Source organism: Photorhabdus tasmaniensis (assembly GCF_011189505.1).
Taxonomy (GTDB): Bacteria; Pseudomonadota; Gammaproteobacteria; order Enterobacterales; family Enterobacteriaceae; genus Photorhabdus; species Photorhabdus tasmaniensis.
Map to the genome: position 1 here is coordinate 26,509 of NZ_PUJU01000021.1, position 13,349 is coordinate 39,857.

Here is a 13,349-nt window from a genome sequence, read left to right on the forward strand (position 1 = left end):
TGATGGTATTAGCTGAATTAAATTGGCTGTATGGGCAACCGGAAGCGACGGGGATATTAAAAGCTTCACCAGATGATTTTATTGTCCGCGAGGATTTAGGTTTTTCTCCTGACGGGGAAGGTGAGCACTTGATGGTGCATATCCGTAAAACGGGTTGTAATACTCAATTTGTTGCAGAGAACCTCGCCCGTTTCGCAGGTATACCGCCTAGATCGGTCAGTTATGCCGGTTTAAAAGACCGCAACGCAGTGACAGAACAATGGTTTTGCTTACACTTACCCGGTAAACAGGATCCTAATTTTGCATCGTTTCAGCTTGAAGGATGTGAGGTTCTGGCGACAAATCGTCAGAAACGTAAACTGCGCATTGGGGCACTGAAAGGAAATTCATTTACTCTGATTTTACGGGAAATCAGCCATCACCAATTTGTTGAAAACAGATTACAACTGATTCAACAAACTGGGGTTCCTAACTATTTTGGTGAACAGCGTTTTGGACGGGATGGGCAGAATCTGGTTCAGGCGCAACGCTGGGCGGATAATGAAATCCAGGTAAAAGAGAGAAATAAACGCAGCTTTTATCTTTCAGCCAGTCGCAGTGCTATGTTTAATGCGGTGGCGAGTGCGCGGATTGCTCTTGAACAGCAGCAGCAGGTGATTAATGGTGACGCCTTACAATTAACGGGGCGTGGTAGTTGGTTTGTTGCTGACAAAGCAGAGTTACCTTTATTGCAGCAGCGGGTCATCGACGGCGAGCTACAGATAACCGCGCCACTGCCTGGCAGTGGTGAATTGGGAACACAGCATCAATCTGCGGATTTTGAACAGCAATATTTGCAGCCTTATGAATCATTGTGGGAACTTATCAAACGGGAAAGAGTAGATTGTACCCGCAGGGCTATTCTGGTTCAGCCTCAGAATCTGCGTTGGGAATGGTCAGATAATAGCAGGGTAAAAATCAATTTCTGGTTGCCTGCCGGCAGTTTTGCTACCAGTGTGGTCAGGGAAATCATCAATCAGGATCAAAATAATGTTACGAATATTGCTGAGTAATGATGATGGTGTCACCGCACCAGGTATTCAGGTTTTGGCGACAACATTGCGGGAAAGCTATCATGTGCAGATTGTTGCGCCTGATCGTAACCGGAGCGGCGCATCTAATGCATTGACACTTGATCGTTCATTAAGAATTCATACGCTGGAGAATGGGGATATCTCGGTGCTGGATGGCACACCAACAGATTGTGTTTATCTCGGTGTTAATCGCTTAGTTCTTCCACGCCCGGAAGTTGTTGTTTCTGGTATTAACCGTGGCCCCAACCTTGGGGATGATGTGATTTACTCAGGTACTGTTGCTGCCGCGATGGAAGGCCGTCACTTGGGATTACCGGCATTGGCTATTTCACTTGATGGCGAATCGTATTACGAAACGGCGGCAGAAATCACACGCCGTTTGCTGCAAATGTTACAAACAGCACCTTTGAGAGCAGGTAATATTCTGAATGTGAATGTACCTGATCTGCCACTTGATCAAATTAAAGGTTTTCGGGTAACGCGCTGTGGTAGTCGTCATGCCGCAGAAGAGGTCTACTCCATGCAAGATCCGAAAGGAAACATGCTTTACTGGTTGGGGCCGCCGGGAGATAAACATGATGCGGGGCCTGAAACAGATTTTGCAGCTGTAGAACAGGGATATGTCTCTATTACACCATTGCAGGTCGATCTGACTGCGTATAAAGCGCAGGAGTTAGTCAGAGACTGGTTAGCTAAAGCTGAGGTTGATGGAGAATGCTAAGTCGGGCAATGAAAAATTTGCTGACACAATTACGCCAGCAGGGAATAAAAGATGAACGTTTACTGGCAGCCATTTCTGCTGTGCCCAGGGAGCGTTTTGTCGATGAAGCATTGGCGCATAAAGCGTATGAAAATACGGCGTTGCCTATTGGTTATGGGCAAACGATCTCTCAACCTTATATTGTCGCCCGAATGACTGAACTGCTTCAATTAACACCTGACGCGAAGGTACTGGAAATTGGTACAGGCTCTGGTTATCAGACGGCGATATTAGCTCATTTGGTCAAACATATTTTTTCGGTAGAACGGATAAAAGGTTTACAGTGGCAGGCTAAACGCAGATTGAAACAGCTTGACTTGCATAATGTCTCAACCCGTCATGGGGATGGCTGGCAAGGATGGCCGTCGCGTGGGTTATTTGATGCTATTATCGTAACCGCAGCGCCTCCGTATATCCCACAAGAACTGATGTTCCAGCTTGCTGATGGTGGTGTTATGGTTTTGCCCGTGGGTGAACAGACACAAATACTTAAATCTGTGAAACGTCATGGCAATGGTTTTCATAGTGAAGTGATTGAAGCTGTACGGTTTGTGCCTCTTGTTCAAGGGGAACTGGCTTAAATTTGTAGTCTATTGCAACTATTTTTCAATTAATGGTTATATTTGCTTTAATAAGCGAAATTATTTTTGTTTTGAAATTTTTGTGGTTATGTATAACCTTTAAGAGTTATTGATTTTTACGCTTATTATTTTGCCGTTATGGGGGAAGAAAGTATGAATTCGGGAAGCCCAATGAAGAAAATACAGCGGATTGTAATTTGTTCATTGATGGGAATCTGGTTAGTTGGTTGTACAAATCCGCCAACTCGCCCAGCACCTATCACCAGTATTAATCAGGAACAAAGCAGGGGTATCAATCGTCCGGAAATCTCTTCAGACCGCTCTGCTATCTCTACACCAATGCTATCTTCACGGTCATCAATGAGTACTACCGGTAGCAATTCACAAGGAAGAATTATTTATGACCGTGATTATGAAAGTATTCCCAAAGGTAGCTATAACGGCAACACTTATACCGTAAGGCACGGTGATACTCTGTTTTATATTGCTTGGATAACGGGGAGTGATTTTCGTGATCTTGCGTGCAAAAATAATATTTCAGAACCTTATAGCCTGACGGTAGGACAGACTTTGAGGACCGGCAGCGGCGGGATGTTAACCACTTATAGCCATAATCAAAAGCAAACAACGCTGGTTGATTCTCAATCAACTAATGCGTATCCTGCAAATTCCGGAAAACAGAAAAGTGTAAAAATGTTGCCACAGGCAACTACGTCAACCGTAAACAATACGTATGTAAAATCACCGACGACAACCGTGAGCAGTGGAAACAGTACTGTCAGCAGTTGGATGTGGCCCGCTGAAGGCAAAGTGATTGAAAATTTCTCTGATACCCAAGGGGGTAACAAAGGGATTGATATTGCTGGCAGTAGTGGTCAGTCAGTATTCGCAACAGCAGGTGGCCGAGTTGTCTACGCCGGAAGCGCCTTACGTGGATATGGAAATCTGATAATTATAAAACATAACGATGACTACCTGAGTGCCTATGCTCATAACGATACAATGCTGGTTCGTGAGCAACAGGACATTAAGGCGGGGCAAAAAATTGCCACTATGGGTAGCACGGGTACCAGCTCTGTAAGATTACACTTTGAAATTCGTTACAAGGGAAAATCCGTAAACCCGCTGCGTTATCTTTCGCAGCGATAAACTGGGCAGAATGCTGAATTCTGCCTGCATTATCATGGGTAGGGGCAGCTTATGAGCCAAAATACGCTGAAAGTTAACGAGTTGTATGATGATGCGGATTTAGATGAAAGTGGTATTGAAGCTGACAACTTCGATGAGAAATTATTAAAAAATGGTGAGGATGACCAGGCTGATCTCGAGAATGATTTAGATGTATTGCAGGGTATGAACCAGCGAGTTCTTGATGCGACACAGCTTTATCTCGGCGAGATTGGTTTTTCTCCTTTGTTGACTGCGGAAGAAGAAGTTTTTTTCGCCAGGCGGGCATTACGTGGTGATGTTCTGGCCCGCCAGAGAATGATCGAGAGTAACCTGAGGCTGGTTGTTAAAATTTCTCGTCGTTACAGTAATAGGGGGTTAGCGCTTCTTGATTTGATTGAAGAAGGCAATCTTGGTCTTATCCGTGCTGTTGAAAAATTTGACCCGGAGCGTGGGTTCAGGTTTTCTACCTATGCAACATGGTGGATTCGGCAAACTATTGAACGGGCGATTATGAATCAAACCCGTACTATCCGGTTGCCAATCCATATTGTTAAAGAGCTCAACGTCTATTTGCGTACAGCAAGGGAACTCGCCCATAAATTAGACCATGAACCTAGCCCGGAAGAGATAGCAGAACAACTGGATAAATCGGTTGATGATGTAAGCCGTATGTTGCGGTTAAATGAACGTATCATTTCGGTTGATACACCCATTAGCAGCGATTCCGATAAAGCATTATTGGACGTTCTATCTGATGAAAATGAAACAGGACCGGAGGGAACAACGCAAGAAGATGATATGAAGAAGAGTATCGTCAAATGGTTGTTTGAGTTGAATTCGAAGCAACGTGAAGTATTAGCCCGTCGCTTTGGTCTTTTGGGGTATGAGGCTGAAACGCTGGAAGATGTAGGAAAAGAGATCGGTTTAACAAGGGAAAGAGTGCGTCAGATCCAAGTCGAAGGTTTGCGGCGTTTGAAAGATATTATGCAAACCCAGGGTTTGAATATTGAAGCGTTATTTCGTACTTAATCCTATTTTGATTAAATGATTTGCACTATAAACAGGGATATCAGCAGAACCACGCCATGAAAGGGGCTGTATGAAGCCCCAACAGTATGATTCTGCTGATGTCATATCTTTATCAAGCTGATAAGTTTACCTTTTTAATTTTCACCTGTTCAATCAACTGGAATGCCGCTATGGAATTTAAAATCGCTATCTGGATTTTGAATCAGTTCGGCTTCAACACGACCAAAATAGTTAACCCGCTCGGTAATATCTTCATTCGCAATAGATTGAGCCAGTACAAGATAATCCTGGTAATGGCGTGCTTCAGAGCGAAGTAGCGAGATATAAAATTTACTCAATTCTTCATCAAGATGAGGTGCCAGTTTGGCAAAACGCTCACAGGAGCGTGCCTCAATATAGGCACCGATAATCAATTTATCCACCAGTGTATAAGGTTCGTGGTTGATGATATGGCTAAACATTCCTTTGGCATAACGGCTGGCGCTGATACTTTCATAGCGAATATTACGTGCATCCATGATCTCCAGCACCTGATAGAAATGATGTAACTCTTCTTTGATCAGCAATACCATCTTATCAATCAGATCTTGACTGTATGGTGAATCAGCTTTGGCGGTGATCTGCTTAGTAGCCTGGTTTTGACTTCTTAATGAATGGAGATCGCCAATTTTTTTATAGGCAAAATCTTCATAGGGTTTAAACCATGCCAGCAGTGTATCCGCGCTTTGCTGATCCACAGCATACTTGCGGATCAAGTACATAGCGCTCTGTGCTGCTTTCAATTCACACAATAAATGATCGCGCAGAAGCACAGGTAAATTTTCCAGTTGTTTTGCTTTATCCACCCACAAATCAGGGGTTTCACATTGCAAAAAACGGGAGATCGGTTGTAAAAGGTTTTTGTCGAACACTTTCTTACACCATATCTTTCAACCGATAAATCCATTCCAATGCTTGGCGAGGCGTCAGGGAGTCTGGATTGAGATTTTCCAATGCTTCAACCGCCGGTGAGGTTTCTTCTGTTAACAGCGCAAGTTGCGGTGTATCCACATGACTTGCAGTTGCATTGTTGGACAGCGATTCGAGCTCTTTAAGTTTCTGGCGCGCCCGTTTAATCACTTCGCGTGGCACGCCTGCGAGAGAAGCCACTGCTAGCCCATAACTCTTACTGGCTGCGCCATCTTGTACGCTGTGCATAAATGCGATGGTATCCCCATGTTCCACCGCATCCAGATGAATATTAACCACACCCTCGAGTTTTTCCGGCAACGTGGTCAACTCAAAATAGTGAGTGGCAAACAGAGTCATTGCTTTAATGCGGTTTGCCAGATTTTCTGCACATGCCCATGCCAGAGAAAGACCATCGTAAGTTGATGTCCCTCTGCCAATTTCATCCATCAACACCAGGCTTTGTTCTGTTGCATTGTGCAGGATATTGGCAGTTTCTGTCATTTCCACCATAAAAGTTGAACGGCCCGATGCCAGATCATCGGAAGCACCCACACGGGTAAATATGCGGTCAACTGGGCCGATTACCGCTTTCTCGGCAGGCACAAAGCTGCCGATATAAGCCAGAAGTGTAATAAGGGCTGCCTGACGCATATAGGTACTTTTACCGCCCATATTTGGACCGGTAATAATTAGCAGACGTCGCTGTGAGGATAACGAGAGTGGGTTGGAGATAAATGGTTCACGCAGAACTTGCTCAACAACGGGATGACGACCGCCGGTGATTTGAATTCCCGGTTTATCGTTCAGTGTTGGGCAGACATAACTCAAGGTTTCTGCTCGTTCAGCCAGGTTTGCCAATACATCAAGTTCAGCCAGTGCTTCGGCGCTGGCTTGTAATTTGGCTAAGTGAGGCAGTAATAGATCGAATAATTCCTCGTACAGGGCTTTCTCTATTGCCAAAGACTTCCCTTTAGAAGTCAGAACCTTATCTTCATATTCTTTTAGTTCAGGAATGATATAGCGTTCAGCATTTTTCAGTGTCTGGCGGCGGACATAATGAATGGGCACCTGATGGCTCTGTCCACGACTGACTTGAATATAGTAGCCATGAACACCATTAAAGCCGACTTTCAGAGTATCAATGCCCAGTTTTTCACGTTCGCGGATTTCCAGTTGTTCCAAATAGTTACTGGCACCATCAGCCAATGCACGCCACTCATCCAACTCGCTGTTATAGCCGGGCGCGATCACGCCACCATCCCGAACCAATACCGGTGGTGTTTCTACAATCGCTTTTTCAAGCAATTCCTGTAGCTCATCAAATTGACCAATGTTTTTCTGTAATTGTTTGATATACGGTGAATCCGAAGAGTCCATAATCTGATGGATATCAGGCAATTGCTGGAATGCATGGCGCATTCTTGCCAGATCCCGTGGCCGGGCAGAGCGTAGAGCCAGGCGGGCCAACACACGTTCCAAATCACCGACTTGCAGTAAAAATGGCTGCAACTCCAACCCAATTTCCTGCAAGGTAGCAATGGCCTGCTGACGATTCGCCAATATCTGGCGATCCCTGACAGGAGCATGCAACCAGCGCTTCAACATTCGACTACCCATTGGCGTTACACACAGATCAAGAACGGAAGCGAGAGTATTATCTGTACTACCAGACAAATTTTGTGTCAGCTCCAGATTACGGCGGGTTGCTGCATCCATAATGACCGTATCTTGCTGACGCTCCACCGTGATGCCACGGATGTGAGGCAAAGCTGTGCGCTGAGTATCTTTGACGTATTGCAACAGGCAACCTGCGGCACGCAGAGCGAGAGTTGCTTTTTCCACACCAAAACCGACCAGATCACGGGTACCAAATTGCAGATTAAGTTGCTGCTTTGCTGTATCCAGTTCAAATTCCCATAAAGGACGACGGCGCAGGCCATGATAATTTTCAATCAAAGCCATATACTCAAAACTTTCAGGATAGAGCAATTCAACAGGACGGCTACGTTGCAATTCAGCTGACATCGTTTCCTGTTCTGCCGTTTCGGATATTTGGAAGCGACCAGATGTTAAATCCAGCGTGGCATAGCCAAATCCCTGATTATCGTGCCAGATGGCTGCGAGCAGGTTATCTTGCCGTTCCTGTAATAAAGCTTCATCTGTTACGGTACCGGGGGTAACGATGCGAACAACTTTACGCTCAACCGGGCCTTTGCTGGTGGCGGGATCACCAACTTGCTCACAGATAGCGACTGACTCGCCTAATTGAACCAGTTTAGCTAAATAGTTTTCTACTGCATGATGTGGCACACCCGCCATCGGAATAGGATTCCCGGCAGATTGACCTCGTTTGGTCAGCGAAATATCCAGCAATTTTGCGGCTTTTTTAGCATCGTCATAAAAGAGTTCATAGAAATCCCCCATTCTATAAAACAGCAGGATATCGGGATGCTGTGCTTTAAGACGGAGATATTGCTGCATCATGGGCGTGTGGGCGTCGAAAGTTTCTGTATTAATCATGCAGTTGTCTTACGTTAAATTTGTGAATTAATTCTTTTGTTATGGTATCGCACCAAGCCTTAAACTTACACAAGTAAAATCTGGAAGTAATTCGCAAATTTAATTGTGATTGATCTGGCTAAATTGTAAGGATCTGAATGGATCGGAAAAAAGGGCAGATATTTTACTACAGCGCAATAAAATTGACACTTCAGCAACCCAATAGTTCACTATTTGTCATATTGTTACCCCCAGGGTGAATCTATGTCATCAAAGTTAAACTGGCTTTTGCAAAATACTACGCCGGGCTTCTTGGTGTTGCAATCATGGTTGACAAAGCACAACATCAGCCCCTCTTTAGCGAATAAATACATGAATAAGGGTTGTAAGCCGTCATCGCTCACGCTCTGGCCCTGCCTCGGGTCGCTGCTGCGAGGTCTGGCGCTCCTGCTTTTCCTGCTCTCGGCCACGACTGAAATCGGCCGTCTCCCCGGCGTTCAAGCGGTTCTGAACATGGTTCATGACCGACTGAATGCCGGCCTCTTGCGCCTCGGGCTTGCCCGGCATCTTCGATGCGAAGTAGGCTGCTGCCGTGTGCATCGTCTTGTATGCCTCTTGCAGCTCGGGATGCTCTTTCAACGCTTCGTGCTCAGTCATCTGCTCGAAGGCCACAGCGCGGCTTGGCCATACTGCATCGCGCAGCAAGTCGGGCAAGGCCCGGTTGCCTTCTAGCCTGTCCTGCGTGTGCAGGATTTTCCGCATAGTGTTTTCATGCTGGACGTTCGGCTTCGCCAGCTCGTTCACGCTGCGGTCGCGGGCGATGTAAAGCAGATCGCGCCCGACATCGCTACGGCCGAATCGCTCCCAATCGACTTCATAGCCGGCTTCCTTGGCAAGCTGCTTAGTGAAGGTGCGAAGCGTGCGACTGTTGCCGTCGCTGAACGGGTGTACATAGTCCAGCTCTGCGTAAATCTTGGCGAACCGTGCCGTGAATTCAGGCGTCTTCAAGCCGCACAGCTCGTCGGGGTTGGCTGCTTCAAGCGCCTTGTCCAGTCGGGCCGTGGCGGCATCGTCCATCCGCGAATAGGCGACATAAAACAGGCCGTCCACGGTCGATAGGCCGCGCTGCTTCATCCAGTCCAAGCCATCGGCAAGTCCTGAAAGATGCGCCAGTTGACTTCCTTCAAGTGCGCTGCGTCGAAGTTGCCGCGCACCGGGTCTAGCTCAAGCTCTACAACCCGCTTGAACGTGTAATCGGCTTCGAGCCGCTGCCGCAGCTCGGCCGTCAACGCATTAGCGGCTGTGGGCTTGTTCTGCATCGGGCTTCACCTGGACGAAATCGGCAAGCTGGATGTCACCCTTGATGAACTGGCGTGCGCCCGTCTCGGCGGCCTTGGACGGCTTGAAGCCTTCCAGCCCTACGGACGAACGGGCGAAATTCACGGCGGCTTCGCGGCGGCGGCTCTCAGCCGGGGAAATGGCATCGTTGGCCGGGCTGTGGCCGCGCTCGCGCGACTGCTTGACATAGGCCCGCATGAATTCGCGCAGCACCTGAGCGGCCGGGCGATCTTCCAGCAAAGCGGCGTCGGCAAACTCGGCACGCAATTCCGGCTCAACCCGGAACGTCATTTGCACTTCTTTGGACATGGCGTGTACCTCTTTCAAAAAATGGCAATTTGGCGTATAAGCCAATCTCTATTTTAATGTATGTACATTGCACAGTCAATGTACATACATGGCTATTTAGGGTGGCTAACAACAGGGTGGCCGATTTAGATCGGGCTTTGAATTCTTGGCCGGTCCACTTACAATTGGTCAAAATGGCTTTACTTATTTTAGCCACCTCCAAATGAAAATTGCTGGTATCTATGAAAGAGTCAGTACATCAGAACAGGATCTAACCCGCCAAGCTGATATCGAAAAGATGGCAGTAGCTAACGGTTTCTACATTGCAGGAATTTACCGGGAAAAAGCACCGGGTGCCCGGCCAGACAGGCCTGAGCTACTCCGAATGATCGCTGAAAAGATTGACCGCATCAGCCGTCTTCCTCTTCCTGAAGCAGAAAAACTTATCGCATCTATCAGGGGGAAAGGTGCCAAACTGACCATTCCCGGCATCGTGGACTTATCAGAACTGGCGGCTGAAAACGACGGTGTATCCCGCATAGTCCTAGAGTCTATACAGGAACTGTTGTTAAAAGTAGCTTTTCAGGTGGCTCGCGATGATTATGAACTTCGCCGTGAAAGGCAACGACAGGGTGTACAACTTGCCAAAGCAGCCGGTAAGTATTCTGGCCGGATGCAGCGCATCCTTGTGCATCAGGCCAGAAGATTACATTCGTCTTGTGCGAAGCTGGTTTCCTCCAGATTATTTGATCACTGAAGCGTCGATCAAGGTAGTGCCGCCGATAAGAGCCCAAGTGGTCCACGATGAAGTGGTTTGCCAGAGATGCCAGAGTGCCTTATCAAGGCCAAGTACAAAGACTTCAATCCGGCCGTCTGAATTCTTCGCTACAGTTGGGGCACTGGCGATGATGCCTGTGAATGAGGTCCAGTTAGACCACGGGCCGTTATGGGAAGTTTGCCAGGTGCGCCAGAGTGTGTTATCAGCGCCGCGTGCAAAGACCTCAAGCCGACCAGAGATATTCTTCACCACAGCCGGGGCGCTAGTGATCACACCATCCAGGCACTGCCAGTTTGACCATGAAACGGAATCGGAGCTTATCTGTGAGATGTGCCGGAGTGTGCTATCGGCACCACGCGCAAAGACTTCGAGCCGACCATCGCAGGTGTCGATGACCACTGGGTCGCTAGTAATTACACCGTTTAGTGACTGCCAACTTGACCACTGATCAGTGTGTGGAACCGTTTGCCAAATGTGCCAAAGGGCATTATCGGCACCGCGCACAAAGACCTCAAGCCGGCCATCGGCGTTGATATGTGCTGCTGGGTTACTTGTGAGCGTACCACCCAGAGATTTCCAGCTTGACCACGAATTGGTATGGGCTACGGTTTGCCAGATGTGCCATAACGCGTTATCGGCACCGCGAGCAAAGACCTCAAGTCGACCGTCGGAGTTGATATATACCACCGGGTTGCTGGTGATCCCACCATACAGTGGTTGCCAACTCGACCAAGTATTGGTATCAGCGGCGGTCTGCCAGTTGTGCCATAGTGCATTATCTGTGCCGCGCACGAACACTTCTAATCGACCGTCCGAATTACGATGAACGGCGGGTTTGCTGGTCACTACTCCGTTAAATTTATTCCAGCCGAACCAAGAGGAGTTTGGGAGCGGTATTGTTTGCCAATTGTGCCACACTGAGCTGTCAGTGCTTACACCGAAAACCTCAAGTCGACTATCGGCATTGCTTTCCACTGAGACAATTCCAGATAACGCTATCGCAGAATTTTCAATTTCTATCTCACCGGAAACATAGGATTCGATATTATCTGGATTTAATGTTTTAATAGATTCTTGTTTCATTACATATCCTCTTTAAAAATAACTTTTCAGATTAACCAAATGATAATTTAATAAGAGAGATACTTTATTTCGTATATTAGCGTTTTCACTGACCTCCTATTCTTTAAAAAATAAATAACAATATTTTTATTTTATGATGATTTTTACCCATATAAGATCAAGGTAAATATGGTTTTACATTATGTCATTTCACGTAATCATTTAAAGCTGATTAATTGCATATAAATTATTTTAAAGCCTCTTGGGGTTTTTATTTTTAAAATATCTGATTTACCATTATTAAAGCACATAATTCATAGCCTGGCTATTGAGAAACACAGTTCCTGATTTAATTGTGTTCCCTAAAACGGTTATTCTGTTTAAAGTTGCTTTCCAAGCATATCCAACCAAAAGCCTATTTGGGATAGGCAAAAATATATCCTTGCTATCAATAATAATATGCGAGTTCGAACTTATGCTGGATTTATGTATTGCACGTTGGGCTAACGTTAGCAAATTAGGTACTATTAGCCCGATGCAGCACAGTAAATATTTTCCTTAAATGCATCGGGCTAGAAGATTACATGCGTATGGCGCGAAGCTGGTTCCTTCCAGATTATTTGATCGCGGAAGCGTCGATCAAGGTGCCGCCGAGGGATGCCCAAGCGGACCACGATGATGTGGCTTGTTTAATATGCCAGAGTGCGTTATCACCGCCGCGTGCAAAGACTTCAAGCTGGCCGTCAGCGTTTTTCGCCACCACTGGGGCGCTGGTAATCACGCCTTTTAATGAATCCCAGTTTGACCACGGGCCAGCATGGGAAACCGTTTGCCAGATATGCCAGAGTGCATTATCGGCACCACGTGCAAAGACCTCAAGCCGACCATCAGAGTTGATATGTACTGTAGGGTTGCTGGTGATCACGCCTTTTAATGACTCCCAGCTCGACCACGGACCTGCATGGGGAACCGTTTGCCAGATATGCCAGAGTGCGTTATCGGTGCCGCGTGCAAAAACCTCAAGCCGACCATCGGAGTTGCCGAATACCACTGGATCGCTCGTGATCACGCCTTTTAATGACTCCCAGTTTGACCACGGGCCAGCATGGGAAACTGTTTGCCAGATATGCCAGAGTGCATTATCGGCACCACGTGCAAAGACCTCAAGCCGACCATCGGAGTTAATGCAGACCGCAGGATTGCTCGTGATCACGCCACCTAGCGAATCCCAGCTCGACCACGGACCTGCATGGGGAACCGTTTGCCAGATGTGCCAAAGTGCGTTATCGGTGCCGCGTGCAAAGACCTCAAGCCGCCCATCGGAATTAATATATATCTCCGGGTTACTGGTGATACTGCCACCTAAAGATTGCCAGCCTGACCAACCTGAATTGGGAGCGGTTTGCCAGTTATGCCATAGTGCATTATCTGTGCCACGTACAAATACTTCCAATCGGCCGTCCGAATTGATGTAAACGGCGGGTTTGCTGGTGACTCCTCCACTGAGTGATCTCCAGCCAGACCAGGAAGAGCTGGTGTTTGGTATTGTTTGCCAATCGTGCCACACTGCGTTGTCAGTACCCACACCGAAAGCTTCGAGCCGACCATCGGCGTTATTTGTCACCGAGACAATTCCAGATAACGCGGTGATAGAATTCTGGGTATTATCTAAATTTAATATTTCAACAGAATCTTTTTGCATATGTATTTTCCTATTTTAAAAAATCTTTATGACTTACCAAATAGTAATTTAGTAAGCAAGACATTTAATTTCTTACATTCATATTACCACTTATCCCCTTTCTTACTTTCTTAAGAAG

General features: G+C 46.8%; 13 protein-coding genes and 1 pseudogene. 7 read left to right on the plus strand and 7 right to left on the minus strand.

Translation table 11 applies throughout. The annotated features are described in order from the left end of the window. Positions 1-2 precede the first annotated feature (2 nt). The 5 genes from truD (at position 3) to rpoS (ending at position 4,613) form a co-directional block, all read left to right on the plus strand. The gene (gene truD / locus C5471_RS11665; RefSeq protein ID WP_133813444.1) at positions 3-1,052 is read left to right on the plus strand and encodes a tRNA pseudouridine(13) synthase TruD; all 1,050 of its coding nucleotides are present in this window, start codon (positions 3-5) and stop codon (positions 1,050-1,052) included. Further along, on the plus strand, positions 1,030-1,794 hold the full coding sequence (surE, locus tag C5471_RS11670) for a 5'/3'-nucleotidase SurE (RefSeq protein ID WP_133813443.1): 765 nt from the start codon (positions 1,030-1,032) through the stop codon (positions 1,792-1,794). Before truD ends, surE begins: the two co-directional genes overlap by 23 nt. Then, positions 1,788-2,414, plus strand: coding sequence for a protein-L-isoaspartate(D-aspartate) O-methyltransferase (locus tag C5471_RS11675; protein ID WP_133813442.1), 627 nt, complete (start codon positions 1,788-1,790; stop codon positions 2,412-2,414). The genes surE and C5471_RS11675 overlap by 7 nt, the downstream gene beginning before the upstream one ends. A 171-nt stretch (positions 2,415-2,585) precedes the next feature. Then, the gene (gene nlpD / locus C5471_RS11680) at positions 2,586-3,563 is read left to right on the plus strand and encodes a murein hydrolase activator NlpD (protein WP_207627306.1); all 978 of its coding nucleotides are present in this window, start codon (positions 2,586-2,588) and stop codon (positions 3,561-3,563) included. A gap of 51 nt (positions 3,564-3,614) precedes the next feature. Beyond that, the gene (rpoS, locus tag C5471_RS11685) at positions 3,615-4,613 is read left to right on the plus strand and encodes an RNA polymerase sigma factor RpoS (RefSeq protein ID WP_133813440.1); all 999 of its coding nucleotides are present in this window, start codon (positions 3,615-3,617) and stop codon (positions 4,611-4,613) included. Positions 4,614-4,762: 149 nt separating this feature from the next. Here the strand turns inward: rpoS and miaE are convergent, their stop codons facing one another. After that, the gene (gene miaE, locus C5471_RS11690; RefSeq protein WP_133813439.1) at positions 4,763-5,524 is read right to left on the minus strand and encodes a tRNA isopentenyl-2-thiomethyl-A-37 hydroxylase MiaE; all 762 of its coding nucleotides are present in this window, start codon (positions 5,522-5,524) and stop codon (positions 4,763-4,765) included. 4 nt (positions 5,525-5,528) lie between these two features. Beyond that, complete coding sequence (mutS, locus tag C5471_RS11695; protein ID WP_133813438.1) at positions 5,529-8,084, minus strand: DNA mismatch repair protein MutS; 2,556 nt, start codon at positions 8,082-8,084, stop codon at positions 5,529-5,531. A gap of 243 nt (positions 8,085-8,327) precedes the next feature. Between mutS and C5471_RS11700 the strand changes: the two are divergent. Further along, a pseudogene (locus C5471_RS11700) lies at positions 8,328-8,447 on the plus strand (AbiEi antitoxin N-terminal domain-containing protein); the annotation flags it as partial. Between the two features lie 9 nt (positions 8,448-8,456). Here the strand turns inward: C5471_RS11700 and C5471_RS11705 are convergent. From C5471_RS11705 to C5471_RS11715, 3 genes are read right to left on the minus strand one after another with little or no spacing between them, the layout of a single operon-like run. Then, complete coding sequence (locus tag C5471_RS11705; protein ID WP_133813437.1) at positions 8,457-9,197, minus strand: Fic family protein; 741 nt, start codon at positions 9,195-9,197, stop codon at positions 8,457-8,459. Continuing rightward, positions 9,194-9,382 (minus strand): hypothetical protein, encoded by a 189-nt coding sequence (locus C5471_RS11710; RefSeq protein ID WP_133813436.1) that lies wholly within the window; start codon positions 9,380-9,382, stop codon positions 9,194-9,196. The genes C5471_RS11705 and C5471_RS11710 overlap by 4 nt, the downstream gene beginning before the upstream one ends. Then, entirely contained in the window at positions 9,357-9,710 is a 354-nt protein-coding gene (locus C5471_RS11715) for an antitoxin VbhA family protein (protein WP_207627307.1), read from the minus strand. The genes C5471_RS11710 and C5471_RS11715 overlap by 26 nt, the downstream gene beginning before the upstream one ends. Before the next feature lie 202 nt (positions 9,711-9,912). Between C5471_RS11715 and C5471_RS11720 the strand changes: the two genes are divergently transcribed. Next, the gene (locus C5471_RS11720; protein WP_133813435.1) at positions 9,913-10,446 is read left to right on the plus strand and encodes a recombinase family protein; all 534 of its coding nucleotides are present in this window, start codon (positions 9,913-9,915) and stop codon (positions 10,444-10,446) included. Here the strand turns inward: C5471_RS11720 and C5471_RS11725 are convergent. Both C5471_RS11725 and C5471_RS11730 read right to left on the minus strand, forming a co-directional pair. Beyond that, positions 10,432-11,550: a PLL family lectin gene (locus C5471_RS11725; protein ID WP_133813434.1), complete on the minus strand. Its 1,119-nt coding sequence runs from the start codon at positions 11,548-11,550 to the stop codon at positions 10,432-10,434. The two genes, C5471_RS11720 and C5471_RS11725, sit on opposite strands and share 15 nt — an antisense overlap. 595 nt (positions 11,551-12,145) lie before the next feature. Then, on the minus strand, positions 12,146-13,231 hold the full coding sequence (locus C5471_RS11730; RefSeq protein WP_133813433.1) for a PLL family lectin: 1,086 nt from the start codon (positions 13,229-13,231) through the stop codon (positions 12,146-12,148). Positions 13,232-13,349: the final 118 nt, after the last annotated feature.